Annotated in this window: 16 protein-coding genes and 1 riboswitch; of the genes, 3 read left to right on the top strand and 13 right to left on the bottom strand. The window is 32.3% G+C overall.

Annotated features, from left to right (window positions below; genetic code table 11):
* Positions 1–66 precede the first annotated feature (66 nt).
* Positions 67–191, bottom strand: a riboswitch (SAM riboswitch).
* 158 nt (positions 192–349) lie between these two features.
* The 6 genes from ilvA to C7H52_RS05660 are packed head-to-tail and all read right to left on the bottom strand — an operon-like array spanning position 350 to position 7,989.
* Positions 350–1,615: a threonine ammonia-lyase IlvA gene (gene ilvA / locus C7H52_RS05685; protein WP_106462907.1), complete on the bottom strand. Its 1,266-nt coding sequence runs from the start codon at positions 1,613–1,615 to the stop codon at positions 350–352.
* A 9-nt stretch (positions 1,616–1,624) separates the two neighbouring features.
* Positions 1,625–3,100 carry a ketol-acid reductoisomerase gene (ilvC, locus tag C7H52_RS05680; RefSeq protein ID WP_106462906.1) on the bottom strand — a complete coding sequence of 492 codons (1,476 nt, stop codon included), beginning with the start codon at positions 3,098–3,100 and terminating at the stop codon, positions 1,625–1,627.
* A gap of 11 nt (positions 3,101–3,111) precedes the next feature.
* On the bottom strand, positions 3,112–3,639 hold the full coding sequence (gene ilvN, locus C7H52_RS05675) for an acetolactate synthase small subunit (protein ID WP_106462905.1): 528 nt from the start codon (positions 3,637–3,639) through the stop codon (positions 3,112–3,114).
* A 53-nt stretch (positions 3,640–3,692) separates the two neighbouring features.
* A complete protein-coding gene (gene ilvB / locus C7H52_RS05670) occupies positions 3,693–5,405 on the bottom strand; it encodes a biosynthetic-type acetolactate synthase large subunit (protein ID WP_106462904.1) in 1,713 nt (570 codons plus the stop codon).
* Between the two features lie 27 nt (positions 5,406–5,432).
* A complete protein-coding gene (ilvD, locus tag C7H52_RS05665; RefSeq protein ID WP_106462903.1) occupies positions 5,433–7,106 on the bottom strand; it encodes a dihydroxy-acid dehydratase in 1,674 nt (557 codons plus the stop codon).
* Positions 7,099–7,989: a branched-chain amino acid transaminase gene (locus C7H52_RS05660; protein WP_106462902.1), complete on the bottom strand. Its 891-nt coding sequence runs from the start codon at positions 7,987–7,989 to the stop codon at positions 7,099–7,101. Before C7H52_RS05660 ends, ilvD begins: the two co-directional genes overlap by 8 nt.
* 415 nt (positions 7,990–8,404) lie before the next feature.
* On the opposite strand from C7H52_RS05660, the gene metK reads away from it, so the two are divergent.
* Positions 8,405–9,694 carry a methionine adenosyltransferase gene (gene metK / locus C7H52_RS05655; protein ID WP_106462901.1) on the top strand — a complete coding sequence of 430 codons (1,290 nt, stop codon included), beginning with the start codon at positions 8,405–8,407 and terminating at the stop codon, positions 9,692–9,694.
* Positions 9,695–9,747: 53 nt separating this feature from the next.
* Here metK and C7H52_RS05650 read toward each other — a convergent pair whose 3' ends face one another.
* Both C7H52_RS05650 and rsmG read right to left on the bottom strand, forming a co-directional pair.
* Positions 9,748–10,404, bottom strand: coding sequence for a hypothetical protein (locus tag C7H52_RS05650; RefSeq protein WP_106462900.1), 657 nt, complete (start codon positions 10,402–10,404; stop codon positions 9,748–9,750).
* A gap of 345 nt (positions 10,405–10,749) precedes the next feature.
* The gene (rsmG, locus tag C7H52_RS05640) at positions 10,750–11,382 is read right to left on the bottom strand and encodes a 16S rRNA (guanine(527)-N(7))-methyltransferase RsmG (RefSeq protein ID WP_106462898.1); all 633 of its coding nucleotides are present in this window, start codon (positions 11,380–11,382) and stop codon (positions 10,750–10,752) included.
* A gap of 128 nt (positions 11,383–11,510) precedes the next feature.
* Between rsmG and C7H52_RS05635 the strand changes: the two genes are divergently transcribed.
* Together C7H52_RS05635 and C7H52_RS05630 are read left to right on the top strand one after the other, a co-directional pair.
* Entirely contained in the window at positions 11,511–12,611 is a 1,101-nt protein-coding gene (locus C7H52_RS05635) for a fatty acid desaturase family protein (RefSeq protein ID WP_106462897.1), read from the top strand.
* Between the two features lie 10 nt (positions 12,612–12,621).
* Positions 12,622–13,815, top strand: coding sequence for a pyridoxal phosphate-dependent aminotransferase (locus C7H52_RS05630; protein ID WP_106462896.1), 1,194 nt, complete (start codon positions 12,622–12,624; stop codon positions 13,813–13,815).
* Positions 13,816–13,871: 56 nt separating this feature from the next.
* Here the strand turns inward: C7H52_RS05630 and C7H52_RS05625 are convergent, their stop codons facing one another.
* The 5 genes from C7H52_RS05625 to C7H52_RS13420 all read right to left on the bottom strand — a co-directional run bounded on the left by C7H52_RS05625 (position 13,872) and on the right by C7H52_RS13420 (position 17,405).
* Entirely contained in the window at positions 13,872–14,135 is a 264-nt protein-coding gene (locus tag C7H52_RS05625; protein ID WP_106462895.1) for a hypothetical protein, read from the bottom strand.
* A 459-nt stretch (positions 14,136–14,594) separates the two neighbouring features.
* Positions 14,595–15,395, bottom strand: coding sequence for a hypothetical protein (locus tag C7H52_RS05615; protein WP_146130008.1), 801 nt, complete (start codon positions 15,393–15,395; stop codon positions 14,595–14,597).
* A 362-nt stretch (positions 15,396–15,757) separates the two neighbouring features.
* The gene (locus tag C7H52_RS05610; RefSeq protein ID WP_106462893.1) at positions 15,758–16,306 is read right to left on the bottom strand and encodes an REP-associated tyrosine transposase; all 549 of its coding nucleotides are present in this window, start codon (positions 16,304–16,306) and stop codon (positions 15,758–15,760) included.
* Between the two features lie 325 nt (positions 16,307–16,631).
* Positions 16,632–17,237 (bottom strand): hypothetical protein, encoded by a 606-nt coding sequence (locus C7H52_RS05605; protein ID WP_106462892.1) that lies wholly within the window; start codon positions 17,235–17,237, stop codon positions 16,632–16,634.
* A 3-nt stretch (positions 17,238–17,240) separates the two neighbouring features.
* Positions 17,241–17,405, bottom strand: a complete 165-nt coding sequence (locus C7H52_RS13420) for a hypothetical protein (protein ID WP_181256208.1) — start codon at positions 17,403–17,405, stop codon at positions 17,241–17,243.

Below are 17,405 nucleotides of genomic sequence, written 5' to 3'. Positions count from 1 at the left end.
TGCTGAAGCGTACCTTTTAGAAAAATGTTATAAGAAAATGAGTAATTGTAGATGAACAATTACATTAAGTTATCTATCCAAACCAGTATTAATGAATAAAAGTTTAAGTAGAATTTAGCACCTTCATTACAATGTGTAAAGGGTTGCTAAGGCTTCACCGGGTCTATTCCCTCAGCCTTTCTTGATAACATTTCAGTAAGTTTTTGAACTTTATTGAGTGCAAATATTGCAATTTTAAAATGTAGTATCCAAATTTATTTTAGATAATTTTTCTAAAGCCATACATTCTGAGCAATTTTTATAGATATTATATCTAAAATAATAAAATTTAAAAGATTTATTTTCTAAATCACACTAAAAAATCAAACAAGTCGGGTTTGTTATTTAAGTAATCGCCATAAAACTTACGTAATTTCATTTTTTGCACTAATGGCTCAAAATCTTCAGCAAATTTTAATTCAATACCAACTACTGCAGAACCATTAATCCGATTTGTTTTCTTAGTGTACTCAAAGTGTGTGATATCATCATTTGGACCTAAAATATTAACCACAAATTCTTTTAAAGCACCTGCACGTTGAGGAAATTTCACAATAAAATAATGCTTAAGATTAGATTGTAATAAAGCCCGTTCCTTAATTTCGGCAGTTCTAACGATATCGTTATTACTTCCACTAACCACGCAAACTACATTTTTACTTTTAATTTCATCTTTTAAATGATTTAAAGCGGTAATACTTAATGCACCTGCTGGCTCTACTACTATTGCTTCGTTGTTATATAGATCTAAAATAGTTTGACAAATTTCGCCTTCTGGAACGGTTATAACTTGATCTAGAAAAGACTTGCAAATTTCAAAATTTAAATCGCCTACACGTTTAACCGCAGCACCATCTACAAAACTATCTATATCCTCAATTGTTGTGTTTTTATTATTTTGAATTGATGTAGACATAGATGGCGCACCTTGGGGTTCTACACCAATAATTTTTGTATTTGGAGATAACAAATGAAACACCGATGCTAATCCAGAAGATAATCCGCCACCACCAACTGGAACAATTACATAATGAATGGGATGTATTGTTGCTTGGTCAATTATCTCTAATCCTACGGTTGCCTGACCTTCAATAACTTTTTTATCATCAAACGGGTGGATAAACGCCTTCTTTAAACGCTCACATTCTATAATGGCAGCATCGTAAGCATCATCATAAGTATCGCCCACCAAAACCACATCTACAAAGTCTTCACCAAACATTTTAACCTGATTTATTTTTTGATTTGGTGTTGGTGTTGGCATATAAATAGTGCCATGAATTTTTAACAACTTACATGATAAAGCCACACCTTGCGCATGATTTCCTGCACTTGCACAAACAATTCCATTTTGACTTAAATGAGTATCTAAAGACGCCATTTTATTATAAGCGCCACGAATTTTATACGATCTTACAGGTTGTAAATCTTCACGTTTAAAATAAATGGAAGCCTCAAAAGTTTTAGAGTATAAGTGGTTTTCCATTAAAGGTGTTAAAACTGCAATGCCATTTAAACGTTGTGCTGCAGTTTCTACATCTTTTAATTGAGGTAAGTAAGTTTGTTTTAAACTCATAATAAATTCTTATGCTGTTTTTATTGCTTTCATAGCTGTCATAGCAGCACGTAAGATTTTTCCTATTTTCTCAATAGGATGATTTCTTATAGCATCGTTTACAGCAATTAGTTCTAAATTATCCACATCATTTGATGTCGAAAATGATTCGCCAATAACATTTAATTCTACAGAATCCATAAAATCTTCTAATAATGGTTTACAGGCATGATCAAATAGATAGCAACCATATTCAGCGGTATCAGAAATAACGCGGTTCATTTCGTATAACTTTTTACGTGCTACGGTATTTGCTATTAATGGTAATTCGTGAAGTGATTCGTAATACGCAGATTCTTCAACAATACCAGAAGCCACCATGGTATCGAACGCTAATTCTACACCAGCTTTTACAAAAGCAATCATAATAACACCATGATTAAAATACTCTTGTTCATTTATTGTTTCTTCTGTCGCTGTAGATTTTTCAAAAGCTGTATTTTCGGTTAAAGCTCTCCAAGTTAATAGATTCTTATCGTCATTAGCCCAGTCTTCCATCATAGTTTTAGAGAAATGACCAGACATGATATCATCCATATGCTTATTAAATAAAGGTTTTAATAAATCCTTTAATTCTTCGGCTAACTGAAATGCTTTAATTTTTGAAGGGTTATTTAATCGATCCATCATGGTTGTAATTCCACCATGCTTTAATGCTTCGGTAATAGTTTCCCAACCGTATTGTATTAATTTAGACGCATACGCTTGGTCTGCTCCTTTCTCTACCATTTTATCGAATAATAAAATAGAAGCTGTTTGTAACACACCACATAAAATGGTTTGTTCGCCCATTAAATCACTTTTTACCTCAGCAACAAAAGACGATTCTAAAACCCCAGCTTTATGTCCACCAGTTGCAACAGCATAAGCCTTAGCTTGTTCCCAACCTTTTTGTTCTGGATCATTTTCTGGATGAACTGCAATTAATGTTGGCACTCCAAATCCTCGCTTATATTCTTCTCGAACTTCACTTCCAGGACACTTAGGCGCTACCATGATTACCGTTAAATCTTCACGAATTTCTTCGCCTTCTTCAACAATATTAAAACCGTGAGAGTACGATAAGGTTGCTCCTTTTTTCATTAGTGGCATAATGGTTTTAACCACATTACCATGTTGCTTATCTGGCGTTAGGTTTAATACCAAATCTGCTGTTGGAATTAAAGTTTCGTAATTACCTACGTTGAAGTTATTTTCGGTTGCATTTTTGTATGACTGACGTTTTTCTGAAATAGCTGCATCTCTTAAAGCATAAGAAATATCTAAACCAGAATCACGCATATTTAAACCTTGGTTTAAACCTTGCGCTCCACAACCAATAATTACGATTTTTTTGTCTTTTAAAACTGATACACCATCTTTAAACTCGTCTTGTCCCATAAAACGACATTTAGATAATTGCTCTAATTTTTGACTTAAGGATAATGTATTAAAATAATTTGCCATGATTATATTTTTTAGGCGTTGAATAAACTCAACAGTTTTGAAATTTCCATACGTTCTTTAGATACTGCAATGCGTCCTGCACGTGTAAATTGAGAAATTCCGTAGGTTTTTAATGTTTGGTATAATGTTTCTATTTCTTCTGTTCTACCCGATTTTTCAATGACAAAAAAGTCTTTATTTACAGTGACTAACCGGGCATTATGGTCTTTTATAAGATTTTGAATTTGAGGTGCTTCGAACAATAAATCAGATTTCATTTTAAACAAGCATGATTCCTGATAAATAATTTCATCATCGGTATGATAATAGGCTCTAATCACCTCTACTTGTTTTTCAATTTGACCAATAACCTTTTTCATTTGCTCTTCGGTCACTATAACTAAAATAGTCCACTTGGTGACGTTTTCTATTTCAGAAATTGAAGAATTTATACTCTCAATATTAATATGTCTTCTTTGAAAAATAGCCGAAACTCGGTTTAATAATCCAATGTTATTTTCGGTATAAATTGATACTGTATATGTTATTTCTTTACTCATTGTTTTATGTATCTATGTCTCCTCGACTGCACTCGACCAGACAGCTTTATCATTTACTCTAAACGGATTTCTGAAACACTTGCTCCTGTAGGAATCATTGGGAAAACATTATTCTCTTTACCTACCATAACTTCTAGAAAGTAAGCGTTTTTACTTTTTATCATATCTTCTACAGCTTGTGCTAAATCTTCTCGCTTAACTACTTTTTTAGCTTCAATGGAATAACCTTCGGCAATTTTAACAAAGTTTGGATTTACCATTTCTGTTGAAGCATAGCGTTTGTCAAAAAACAATTGCTGCCACTGTCTTACCATTCCTAAAAACTCGTTATTTAACACCACAATTTTAACTGGCGTTTTAGTTTGAAAAATGGTTCCTAACTCCTGAATGGTCATTTGGTAACCACCATCTCCAATAATAGCTACGACTTCTCGATTTGGTTCTGCTATTTTAGCACCAATTGCTGCTGGCAATGCAAAACCCATAGTACCTAATCCGCCAGAAGTAATATTACTTTTGGTTTCTTTAAACTTAGCATAACGACAAGCCACCATTTGGTGTTGACCAACATCGCTCACAATAGCCGCTTTAGCATTGGTTTGTATATTGATTTGCTCAATAACTTCCGCCATGGTAATTTCAGCTACTTTTGGCTTTAAGTCGTCGTTAATGACTTTCTCTAATTCAATTTGATATAAATCTTTAAATTCTTGTAACCAAGCGTCATGATTTGTTGCCCTTAATTCTGGTAATAATTGAGTTAGAGTATCTTTTACATTACCTAAAACTGCCACATCTGCCTTTACGTTTTTATTCACTTCTGCAGAATCAATTTCAAAATGAATAACTTTAGCCTGTTTAGCATATCGGCTTAAATCGCCCGTCACTCTATCGTCAAAACGCATACCCACAGCAATTAAAACATCGCACTCGTTAGTTAATTTGTTTGGTGCATAATTACCATGCATACCAACCATTCCAACATTTAGATTATGAGATGTTTCTAATGCCGAAGCACCTAAAATAGTCCAAGCCGAAGGAATTCCTGCTTTTTCGATTACGGCTTTAAATTCTGCTTCAGCTTCTCCTAAAATAACACCTTGTCCCCAAACTATTAATGGTTTTTTTGCGTTATTTATTAGCTCTGCAGCAGCTTTTACCGAGCCAGATTTGGTTTCTGGAACTGGCACATAACTTCTAATGTGATTACATTTTTTATATAAAAAATCAAATTCTTCAAACTGAGCATCTTTAGTTATATCTATTAAAACAGGACCTGGACGACCACTTTTGGCGATATAAAATGCTTTAGCTAAAACCGAAGGAATATCTTCTGCTTTTGTTATTTGGTGATTCCATTTAGTTACTGGAGTAGAAATACCAACAATATCGGTTTCTTGAAATGCATCTGTCCCTAACAAATGGGATGCTACTTGACCTGTAATACATACCATTGGAGTAGAATCTATTTGCGCATCTGCTAAACCTGTTACTAAATTAGTAGCTCCTGGACCAGATGTTGCTGTAACCACTCCAACTTTATTTGAAATACGTGCATAACCTTGTGCTGCATGAGTTGCTCCTTGCTCGTGACGCGTTAAAACGTGTTTAAGCTCATTTTGATAACCGTATAATTTATCGTAAAGTGGCATAATTGCGCCACCAGGATAACCAAAAATGGTATCTACACCTTCAGCTAAAAGACATTTAATAATAGCTTCTGCTCCAGATAATCTTTGTGTTTTTATGTTTTTTTGATTTGCCATATTTTATATTTTAAAAGGCTTTCATTTTTAAAATTCATCAGTTACACAACCTTTAGACGCAGACGAAACTGTTTTTGCATATTTGTACAAAACACCACGCTTAAACTTTAGTTCTGGAGCTTTCCAAGACGCTTTTCTTTTATTTAATTCTTCCTCCGAAACTTCAAGAATAATAGAATTTGTTTCGGCATCTATAGTAATAACATCGCCATCTTTTACTAAAGCAATGGTTCCTCCTTCTTGAGCTTCTGGTGTGATATGTCCAACAACAAAACCGTGCGTTCCACCTGAAAATCTTCCGTCTGTAATTAAAGCGACATCTTTACCTAAACCTGCTCCCATAATAGCAGCAGTAGGCTTTAACATTTCTGGCATTCCGGGTCCGCCTTTTGGACCTTCGTAACGAATAACTACAACATCACCTTTAGTTACCTTTCCGTCACGAATACCATCATTTGCAGCATATTCACCTTCAAAAACTTTTGCTTTTCCAGAAAATTTTAATCCTTCTTTTCCTGTTATTTTAGCTACGCTACCTTCTTGAGCTAAATTACCATATAACATTCTTAAATGTCCAGAGATTTTAATTGGTTTTTCTACAGGCTTAATAACATCTTGACCAGAAGTTAAATCATTGACTTCAGCTAAATTTTCGGCTACGGTTTTACCTGTTACGGTTAAACAATCTCCGTGTAATAACCCTTTACTTAAAAGGTATTTCATTACTGCAGGAATCCCGCCAACCGCATGAACATCTTCCATTAAATATTTACCGCTAGGTTTTAAATCTGCTAAAAATGGAGTTGTATCGCTAATCTTTTGAAAATCCTTTAATGTAAAATCTATATTAGCAGCTCTAGCTATAGCCAAAAAATGTAATACTGCATTTGTTGATCCGCCAAGAATTGTTACTAACCTAACAGCATTTTCAAGAGATTTTCGTGTAATAATATCTGATGGCTTTATGTCTTTTTCTAACAATAAACGTAATGCTTCTCCAGCTCTAACACTTTCTTCTTGTTTAGCATTACTTAAAGCAGGATTAGAAGAGTTAAATGGTAAAGCCATTCCTAAAGCCTCTATAGAAGACGCCATAGTATTCGCAGTATACATACCACCACAAGCTCCAGCTCCAGGACATGCCTTTTCTACAATGCTTTGATATTCGTCTTCTTTCATGGTTCCAGCAACTTTGCTTCCCCAAGCCTCAAAAGCAGAAACTACATCTAGTTTTTGTCCGTTATGACAACCAGAATCAATTGTTCCACCATACACCAAAATACTAGGTCTATTTAGACGAATCATTGCAATTAACGCACCTGGCATATTTTTATCGCAACCTACTACAGTAACTAAACCATCGTAACTCATCGCCTGCACTACAGTCTCCATGGAATCTGCAATAACATCTCTTGAAGGTAATGAATACCGCATTCCTGGTGTTCCCATAGAAATTCCATCGCTAACGCCAATAGTATTAAATATAAGACCTACAATATCCTTTTTTTTGGTGCCTTGTTTAACCAGTTTAGCTAAATCATTTAAGTGCATATTACACGGATTACCTTCGTAACCTGTGCTTGCAATGCCAATAATGGGTTTCTTAAAATCTTCTTTAGTTAAACCAATAGCGTGCAACATGGCTTGAGCTGCAGGTTGCGTATCGTCTTGTGTTACTGTTTTGCTATATTTATTAAGCATGTTGTGGTTGTTTTTGGCGTTGTTCTAAAACCTCATCCTGATAAAGCTTCATTAATTTTGCACCGAAAGTGGTTTCAAAATCTTTAGGGAATTTATAATTGTCTATAGATTCTAACCCAACTACTTCTGCCGCAGTTCCAGTAAAAAAGGCAGCGTCTGCATTTTTAAATTCATCTATGGTAAATAGTTTTTCTTCTACCGGAATACCTTCGTCTTTACAAATTTGCATAATGACTTGACGCGTAATACCAGGCATTATATTTCCTTTTTTAGGTGTATATAGTTTCCCATCTTTTTCCATAAATACATTAGCACCAGAACATTCTGCTACGTTTCCATGCATGTCTAAAAGTAAAGCTTCATCAAACCCAGCAGATTTAGCTTCGTTAGTAGCTAAGATTGAATTGGTATAGTGACCTGTAATTTTAGCATCAACAAAACAAGATTTAGGGTTTGGTCTTTCAAAAGAAGAGGTTTTTACACGTAGTAATTTATCGCCCATATATTTTCCCCAAGCCCAACATTGAATGGTTAGATTGGCTTCTGTAGAAGTCCGCAAACTCATATCGGCTCCAGCTGTAATTAATGGTCTGATATAAGCGTCTTCCAGATTATTTTTTACTAATAATTGGTAGGTTAAAGTTACCAGTTCTTCTACTGAATAATTAAAAGGAATACCCATGACCTCTGCACCATATTTTAAGCGCTTATAATGGTCTTCTGCCTTAAAAATTCGAGTTCCGTTTTTTGTTTTATAAGCTCTAACTCCTTCAAAAACACCATTACCATAATGTAATGTTTGTCCGTAAGTTTCTAACAAAACCTCTTTTGGGTTTTTAAATGCTCCGTTATGGAATACGACACTGCTCTCGTTGTAATACATAATTTACCTTAATTAAATTCAAAAAAAAAGCCTTCCAAAAAAGGAAGGCTTAACTTAATGTTATATATACCATTCCTTATCGCCTTGCAAAAGCAATAATAGAAATGATAAAAATGATGTTGTTGTTTTTCATATGTGTTAGACAAAAGTGTAACAATAGCATTACCTGACCAAATTATTTTTAATAAAACGCAAACTTTTACGAATATGATAATTTTACATATACTTTTTTTTGATTTCTTTAAGATTGAATCTTTTGGTTATGTATTTTAAAGCTTCTATATTTGCAATCTATTACAGAGGAATGATTTGATCTGATTGCAACCTCTTTAAAAAAATGCTAAAGCAGTAAACTACTCCTCTAGCAATTGCAATCTTAATTTTTTTAATTACAAACAATATTAAGTTTACAATTATGTCATATTTATTTACATCCGAAAGTGTTTCTGAAGGTCATCCAGATAAAATAGCCGATCAAATTAGTGATGCTTTAATTGACCATTTTTTAGCATTCGATAAAAACTCTAAAGTTGCTTGCGAAACTTTAGTAACAACCGGACAGGTCGTACTTGCTGGTGAAGTAAAATCGGACACCTATTTAGACGTACAGCAAATTGCACGTGACGTTATTAATAAAATTGGCTACACCAAAGGAGCCTATATGTTTGATGGAAGCTCTTGTGGTGTGCTTTCTGCCATTCATGAGCAGTCTCCAGATATTAATCAAGGTGTAGACCGAGGTAACCCAGAAGATCAAGGTGCTGGAGACCAAGGTATGATGTTTGGTTATGCTACTGATGAAACCGAAAACTATATGCCTTTAGCCTTAGAGTTATCTCATAGACTTTTAAAGGAATTGGCAGCAATTAGACGAGAAAATAATGAGATAAAGTATTTACGTCCAGATGCTAAGTCTCAGGTTACTATTGAGTATAGTGATGATAATGTACCACAACGTATTGATGCAATTGTATTATCTACCCAACATGATGACTTTATAAAGCCAAAATCTAATTCTAAAGAAGATCGAGAGGAAGCCAATGAGTTAATGTTAGAAAAAATTAATTTTGACATTAAAAACATTTTAATTCCTCGTGTTGTAGAGAATTTACCAGCGCATATTCAAAAATTATTTACAGACCAAATTACCTACCACATTAATCCAACAGGTGTTTTTGTTATTGGTGGACCACACGGCGATACTGGTTTAACGGGTCGAAAAATTATAGTAGACACTTATGGTGGTAAAGGTGCCCATGGAGGTGGTGCATTTTCTGGTAAAGATCCAAGTAAAGTAGACCGCTCTGGTGCATATGCAACAAGACATATTGCAAAAAATTTAGTAGCAGCAGGCTTATGTAAAGAAGTATTAGTGCAGGTAAGTTACGCAATTGGTGTTGCAAAACCAACCAGTATTAATGTAGAAACTTATGGTACTGCTACCGTTAATAAAACAGATGGTGAAATAAGTAAAATTGTAGAATCTATATTTGATATGCGTCCTTACTTTATAGAACAACGTTTAAAACTAAGAACGCCAATATATTCTGACACCGCAGCCTATGGACACATGGGACGCACACCAGAAACTAAAGAAGTTACATTTTCTAACCCAATGGGACAAACAGTTACCGAAACTGTAGAGACCTTTACATGGGAAAAATTAGATTATGTAGAGCAGGTTAAATCTGCTTTTGGCTTATAATTAATTACTTATAATTTAAAAAAGACCTTTCCCAATTGAAAGGTCTTTTTTTTTTATTGAATGTCATATGAATCTAAACGTCTTATGATGTAAGGATAAGCTGAAACAACAAAAGATTGAGTATCGTAAATCAGACCAAACCCATCAGAATAATAAAATTTATCTAGACCTGCGAGTTGATCTCCATTTTCTGTAATAGCATAACGTTCGGAATTAATACAAGTAAAAGTTCCTGCTTCAACATTTAATTGACTGGTTCCAGAGATTAAATTTTCATAGATAGTACCCCAATCGGCATCTAAAATTAAACGCTGACTAAAATCGCTATTGGAAAATTTAACTTTTCCGGCATCATTAACCAAATTACCATCATTTTCCCGTAAATATTCAAAATACTCTCCATTTTGATTACAAAAAGTTATATTGTTATCATTACCAGTGGTAAACCGTCTAAATTTAAAATACTTAACACCTGAAATAAGTTCTGTACCAACAATACTAACCGAATCAATTACAGTGGTTTCATCGTAGTCTTGTGTAAAATTGTTGTATTTGTAATTTTTATAAACCCAAGAATTACCAACAGTTAAGGCATAAAAATTATTGGGGTTTTCTAAATTAACAACCTGATGCTCCAAATCTTCTGAATTTGATTCTGAACAGGCCACAAAAACAAATAAAAGAGACACATAAAACACTAAAGATTTCATACAAAATAATTTAAAATTAAAAAGTAGAGGTGTTTTATGGCGGTTTGGTTTTTCTCTAAAACGGAAAGAAAATCATTTTAGTATTTATTTTTTTAATATTTTATTTTGTAAAATATTTTGGGATGAACACAAATAAAAAAATCAGTAAACCCTTCTTAAGCATTTTACTTATTACAAATTGTACGGTATTATTAGGTCAAATCTGGCCAGAAGGTGCTCCACCTTTTGCCAGAATAATTAATATTATATTTTTAGTTACCACTTTAATTGTTTTTATATCAATACTTTTTAAGAACACAAAGCTTTTTTAAACCGCTTTCAATTCTCTTTTGATCTATCTGCATTCTACTTCACCTTATACTTCATTGGTAAATGCACTATTTTTTTAGTTTCAAAAAAATCTTCTTCAAAAAAGTCTGGAATATTATAAATAGTAGTGGTTATGTAATCTTTTAATTCTTCAGTCAAGTCGCCACCTTTTAAGTATAAAATCCCATTTCGCAACTCATGATTATTGTCTTTTGCGATTCTTCCTTTTACCCAATGAACAAATGTTGGCATAGCTGCAACAGCACGGCTTATTATAAAATCGTAAGTTTCTTTGATTTCTTCTACACGTGTATGTGTTACTTTAACATTTTGTAAATCGCATCCAGCAACTACTTCTCGTACCACATTTAATTTCTTATTAATACTATCTACCAAATGAAACTGACACTCTGGAAACAAAATAGCTAGGGGAATTCCTGGAAATCCGCCACCTGTACCAACATCCATTAGCTTAGCTCCATCCTTAAATTGTATAACCTTCGCTATTGCCAGAGAGTGCAACACATGGCGCAAATACAACTCATCTATATCCTTTCTGGAAACAACATTAATTTTCAAATTCCAGTCCTGATATAATGCTTCTAGTTTTGAGAATTTATCAATTTGATCTTGAGTTAAATCCGGAAAATATTTTAAAATGAGCTCCATGAGTACAAATATGTTAATTTCCACAAAAATATCATTTTAACATCAAATAATAATTTAAAACAGGCGTTTATTATTTATCTTTACCGCAAATATTTAAACGGCTATAGCGTTTATAAATATTGATTATTATGACAAATAAAACCCTTTCATTTTCAAGAACGGATTCTGCAAATTTTTTTAGAACCTTAAATAAACGCGTTAATTCCTACTTTAAAGAAAACAAAATAAAACGTACAGGCGACTGGCGTATTTGGTTAAAAACCATCGTAATGTTTACGCTATTTTTAGCACCCTATTTTTTAATGTTAACCTTAAATATTAATGAGTGGATCCAGCTCCTGTTAACCGTAGTTATGGGAATTGGAATGGCTGGTATTGGGATGAATGTGATGCATGACGGAAATCACGGTTCTTTCTCTAACAAAGATTGGGTAAACAATTTAATGGGAAGTAGTATTTATATTCTTGCTGGAAATGTTTACAATTGGAAAGTTCAACACAATGTATTACACCATACATACACAAACATTCATGGTCATGATGAAGATCTAGAAGCTGGACGTATTTTACGTTTTTCTAAGCATGCAAAATGGCATAAACACCACAAATTTCAACACTATTACTCAGTACTTTTATACGGATTATTAACTATAAACTGGGCTATTACAACCGATTGGCAACAAATGAAACGCTATATGAGCCGTAAATTATCTTACGGTAAATTTCCAAATCCTGTATGGAACTGGAGTAAGCTAGTAATTTCTAAAATTGTTTATGTTTCAATATGGATTGTTATCCCTATGGTTTTTATGGACGTCGCTTGGTGGAAAATTTTAATAGGATTTTTCGTTATGCATTATACGGCTGGATTAATTCTTAGTGTGGTGTTTCAATTAGCACATGTGATGGATGAAGCTGAAATGCCTTTACCTGAAGAAAACGGAACCATGAAAAACACTTGGGCAATTCACCAATTAAAAACTACAGTTAATTTTGGTGCAAAAAGTAAAATTATTAACTGGTATACTGGCGGATTAAACCACCAAGTAGAACACCATATTTTTCCAAACATTAGTCATGTGCACTACACTAAAATAGCTGAAATTGTAAAAAACACAGCAAACGAATTTAATTTACCCTATAACGAATATAAAACCACACGTAAAGCTATTATTGCTCATTTTAGATATTTAAAAGAAATGGGAATGAATCCTGCTTTACAAGCCTAACCCAAATTTAATGAGCACAAATCAATTATCTGAACGTATTTTAAACATGTCAACTTCTGCCACTTTAGCTATGGCAGCAAAAGCCAGAGAACTTAAAGAAGAAGGCAAAGACATTATAGGACTTAGTTTAGGTGAACCTGACTTTAACACGCCCGATTATATTAAAGACGCGGCTATAGAAGCGATTAATGAAAATTATAACTCCTACACACCTGTAGATGGATATACCGAGTTAAAACAGGCTGTTATTACTAAATTTAAACGTGATAATAATTTAACTTATACGTTACCACAAATAGTAGTATCTACGGGAGCAAAACAGTCGCTAGCAAACGTAGCTTTGGTTATGCTTAACCAGGGAGATGAAGTCATTATTCCTTGCCCATATTGGGTAAGCTATGCAGATATTGTAAAATTAGCCGAAGGTGTTCCTGTTGAAGTTAAAACTTCTATCGATACCGATTTTAAAATGACTCCTGCGCAATTAGAGGCTGCAATTACTCCAAAAACAAAAATGATTTGGTTTAGTTCTCCATGTAACCCAAGTGGTTCACTTTACAGTAAAGAGGAATTAGAAGGCTTGGCTAAGGTATTAAGAAATTACCCAGATATTTATGTGCTGTCTGATGAAATTTATGAGCATATTAACTATACCACAAAAGGTCATATTAGTATGGCAGAAATTGACGGGATGTTTAACAATACCATTACTGTAAATGGCGTAAGTAAAGCATTTGCCATGACCGGTTGGCGTATAGGTTACATTGGTGCTCCAGACTGGATTGCACGTGCTTGTAATAAAATGCAGGGACAAATTACTAGTGGTGCCAATTGTATTGCGCAACGTGCCACCATTACTGCTTTAAACGAATCGCCTAGCAAAGTGCAATTTATGATTGATGAATTTAAAGTAAGACGCGACTTAATTTTAAATTTATTAGGTAAAATTGAAGGTTTTAAAACCAATATCCCTGAAGGTGCATTTTATGTATTTCCAGACGTGTCTTTTTTCTTCGGAAAAACCTTAAAAGGAAAAACCATAAATTCAGCAAGTGACTTATCATTATTTCTATTGGAAGAAGCTCTAGTTGCAACCGTTTCTGGAGAATCTTTTGGAAACCCTAATTGCATAAGAATTAGTTATGCAGCTAGTCAAGACCAAATTAAAGAAGCTATTAAGCGAATTGCTGAAGCAGTTTCATAAATAACTAAAACCCATAAATATTAAAAGCGATTTTCTTTTAAAGGGAATCGCTTTTTTTATGCATAATAAACAAGTACACCAATTATAGCACTTGTTATTACACCTACAAACAAATAAATCTTTAAGTTTCGTAAACGTTTTTCAGACTTTAATTTGTTACGTAATTCACTTAATTGTTTTGGAGATGCTTTAGGTAAATTATACTCTGTTTTTTCTAATCCAAAATGACCTTTTAAACCACCTTTTTTACGATGTTTTTTAATCAAATTTCTATTACTTTTCATTACAGAAATAGCATGCTGCACTGCTCCAAAGCTCATAAACAAATCATTATAGTTAACTATTTGTAGTCAAACAATTAAAAATGTTACAAAGAATTACCTATTTCTCCAGAAGACTGGCGTTGATAATGAGTTTGTATGTCCTACAATTGGAAAATGTTGTAAAAACGCTTTTAGCAGACTAAGTAAATCTGTTAACATAAGTACAAACACTATTAGAAAAAGTGTTATAGTAAATTGGTTAAAACAACACAATTTAAGACAAGTACAATATCTTGCAGGACATAAATACATTAGTAGCACAGAACGTTATGTTGTTAAAGACTTACAACAACTAAAAACAAGTGTAATACAGTGTCATCCTATATAAAAATGACACTATACTTAAGGTGCATTAAGAAATAAAGGATGAACATGAAGCTCATCCTTTTTATTGTTAGTAATTTTTTTTTAAGTAATTGTATTTCAAAACTTTAACTCTTACAAATAGGCTATCAACTATTCTTTACCATTAACTTCTGTACTATTATTATCTGAACCATCTTTAATGATTTTCAATGGGACAGTATTAACAGAACGGATTTCACCTTCAAAAAAATCAAATTTATTATTTTCAATTTCTAATTTTTGTGATTTTCTTAATACTCCTTCTGGTTTTATAAATTTAAAATACAAAGAAGTATAATAATTTTCGTCTTTATCTAATATGTAAGATGTCTCAAATCCTAATTCGTTATGCGATGAAAATGGAAAACATATTAAAGCTTCAAAATATAATGTTTGTTTTGAATAAATTTTTAGAGTACCATTACTTATTCTATTATTTTCAAATTTCCATAAATCATTTTTATCTGAATAATCAGAAGTGTTATAAAACTTTAAAACTTCATTTTTAATATATTCTTGTCTATCAATATACTTCGATCTAGGTTCACCCATAATTATCTCAGGCTTCAATACTTTATTTTCAGAATTAAAAATTAAGAAATTTTTTAAACTAACATTTAACTGATTTGAAAAAGTATTAAAGCTCGGCAAAAAAATCTTAAATCCATCAAAGTTTTTAGAGTATAATAACAAGTTATTATCAGTTAAATTCTCTATTTTAAATATAACCCTATTTGTTGAAATTGAAATGTAATCGTCTCTATAATAGTCCCTGTAAGGAATTTTACACTCATTACTTGAGCACAATGAATATAATTCATCATTTAAGATGCTTATTTGAATACTTTCTTCTTGTATTCTATTTTTACAAGAAAAAAATAAAATAAATAAAATAAAACACTTATTCATCATAATTATAAGATTTTAATTGGTTATTAAGGTAATTGTAATATTTGACTACTCTTTCATAATCCTTATCCCCTAAATCTATCTGTAATTGATATGAATCTCTTTGTAAAATGTATTCAACTATTGTTTGATTATATTTTTCAGATAGAGTTTCATACCAACCTGATTTATGTTGAAATGCATGATTAATTTCATGCCATAAAGTAGAGACAACTTGATATATGTTTTTATAAACACTATATTCATCTATAGTATGAACTATTATTACCGCATGCCTATCTGGTGAATAATAACTAGTATTATCTATTTCCCCAACGCTGGCGCGAGCATCATGCTCGTGTCTCAGATTTCTAATTTCAAAAATATTAATTTATATCAATTTCTATAACAGTTTGGTCATTATTTGCATAATTTCTAGCACTCGAATATTTCCAATCTGTTGGATTTGTAACAAATCCAGATTTAACAGGATTTTCGTGTATATAAGTTAATTTTTGCTCAAAAACTTTTAAACTCCAAACTTCTATAGGCTTATTGTTTTGTTGCCAAAACTGCATGTTAGAAACGTTGCTTTTTGATTGTCCAGCATTAAAAAACAAATTCAACAGCCACTCTTTTCTGCTTTCTTGAGGGTTTTCTTTAATGGTTTTTAGTATTTTTCTGGAAGCAAAGCCTTTAAAATCTCTTATTAAATCTGAAGGATTAGAATTTGACGCTCTAAAAATTAAATGTACATGATTAGTCATTAAACAATACCCATAAATTTCCATGCCTTTATATTTCCTACAATAGTTTAGAGATTCTATAACTATGTCGAAATAATTTATTCTGGTAAAAACATCTACCCAATTTACTGTAGCGAACGAGATAAAATATGCGCCGAGCTCATTATGAAATTTATATTTTCTACACATACAATAAAGTTAGCTGAAATTATTTAATCTTAAAAAATATATAAAAGCACGAGCATGATGCTCGCGCCAGCGTGGGGAGCATGATGCTCGCGCCAGCGTGGGCGATTACTAAATAAAATAGGATTATTCCTACAAAATGATAAGGTGTTCTGTATGGCTCTGTAGCGGCTAGTTTATCTATACCATGAAAACGTCCTAAAGCCATGTCGTATTGCCTCCAGTCCATTTCGGTAATGTTTAGACCTAATGCTTTTTCTTGCTCTTTACCGTTGTATTTGTATGAATGTATTTGTTATTCTATTTCACGGACTACAAGTCCGTGCTATCAGGGTTTTCGTTCGTCAATTCCTCCTTCAATTATCCTATAATAAGAAAACAAACCTCTATTTGGATTTTCATAAACCATTTTCTTATAAAAAGAATTATAATTAATTTCATTTTTTTCAGAGGTGTAAGAAATAATTTTTGAGTGATTAATTAAATCTTTTTGAGAGTTTGGTATCATTAGATATTGATTAGATGCTTTATCTTTTTTTATTTCCTTCATTAGCATATCATCATTTAAAAAATTAGATAATAATTTTATGAAGTTACTACTATAGTTTTTTGGAGCAACATAACCCTCTTTTTTAGAAAAAATAATAACTGGGACTTCATCTATAATAGAGTAATAAGAAATTAAATAATTATATACATGGGATAAATTAACTATTCTTCTAATATATACGTCTTCATTTTTTCCTAAAAAAATAAACAAGACGCTTTTCGATTTGTAATGAGATCTATAATCTTTTACACTATTAAGAATTTTAATATTTGAAATCTGTTTTAATTCTAACTTATTAACTTCACGATTACTTAAATAATAAGATTTACAAGAAGTAGAAAAAAGCAATATAAGAAATAATAAGAGTAAAATATTTTTAGTCATAATTTATTGGTTTACACTATTAAATATACTTTTTGCATGAGAAATAATAGATTCTTGTCCACTTAAAACACTATTTATCGAAAACAGACGAGCCCCATTTACTATACTCATAGGGCTACTTATGGCATAATTATGGTCTAAACCAAAAGGATAGTAATCATTTCTCAT

Source organism: Aurantibacter aestuarii (genome assembly GCF_003008425.1).
GTDB classification, from domain to species: domain Bacteria; phylum Bacteroidota; class Bacteroidia; order Flavobacteriales; family Flavobacteriaceae; genus Aurantibacter; species Aurantibacter aestuarii.
This window is presented reverse-complemented; position numbering and strand designations above follow the sequence as displayed.

Excerpts from the sequence above, each read along its gene's own strand:
- ilvA (WP_106462907.1), bottom strand. The coding sequence starts at position 1,615 with ATGAGTTTAAAACAAACTTACTTACCTCAATTAAAAGATGTAGAAACT.
- ilvC (WP_106462906.1), bottom strand. The coding sequence starts at position 3,100 with ATGGCAAATTATTTTAATACATTATCCTTAAGTCAAAAATTAGAGCAA.
- ilvN (WP_106462905.1), bottom strand. The coding sequence starts at position 3,639 with ATGAGTAAAGAAATAACATATACAGTATCAATTTATACCGAAAATAAC.
- ilvB (WP_106462904.1), bottom strand. The coding sequence starts at position 5,405 with ATGGCAAATCAAAAAAACATAAAAACACAAAGATTATCTGGAGCAGAA.
- ilvD (WP_106462903.1), bottom strand. The coding sequence starts at position 7,106 with ATGCTTAATAAATATAGCAAAACAGTAACACAAGACGATACGCAACCT.
- C7H52_RS05660 (WP_106462902.1), bottom strand. The coding sequence starts at position 7,989 with ATGTATTACAACGAGAGCAGTGTCGTATTCCATAACGGAGCATTTAAA.
- metK (WP_106462901.1), top strand. The coding sequence starts at position 8,405 with ATGTCATATTTATTTACATCCGAAAGTGTTTCTGAAGGTCATCCAGAT.
- C7H52_RS05650 (WP_106462900.1), bottom strand. The coding sequence starts at position 10,404 with ATGAAATCTTTAGTGTTTTATGTGTCTCTTTTATTTGTTTTTGTGGCC.
- rsmG (WP_106462898.1), bottom strand. The coding sequence starts at position 11,382 with ATGGAGCTCATTTTAAAATATTTTCCGGATTTAACTCAAGATCAAATT.
- C7H52_RS05635 (WP_106462897.1), top strand. The coding sequence starts at position 11,511 with ATGACAAATAAAACCCTTTCATTTTCAAGAACGGATTCTGCAAATTTT.
- C7H52_RS05630 (WP_106462896.1), top strand. The coding sequence starts at position 12,622 with ATGAGCACAAATCAATTATCTGAACGTATTTTAAACATGTCAACTTCT.
- C7H52_RS05625 (WP_106462895.1), bottom strand. The coding sequence starts at position 14,135 with ATGAGCTTTGGAGCAGTGCAGCATGCTATTTCTGTAATGAAAAGTAAT.
- C7H52_RS05615 (WP_146130008.1), bottom strand. The coding sequence starts at position 15,395 with ATGATGAATAAGTGTTTTATTTTATTTATTTTATTTTTTTCTTGTAAA.
- C7H52_RS05610 (WP_106462893.1), bottom strand. The coding sequence starts at position 16,306 with ATGTGTAGAAAATATAAATTTCATAATGAGCTCGGCGCATATTTTATC.
- C7H52_RS05605 (WP_106462892.1), bottom strand. The coding sequence starts at position 17,237 with ATGACTAAAAATATTTTACTCTTATTATTTCTTATATTGCTTTTTTCT.
- C7H52_RS13420 (WP_181256208.1), bottom strand. The coding sequence starts at position 17,405 with ATGAGAAATGATTACTATCCTTTTGGTTTAGACCATAATTATGCCATA.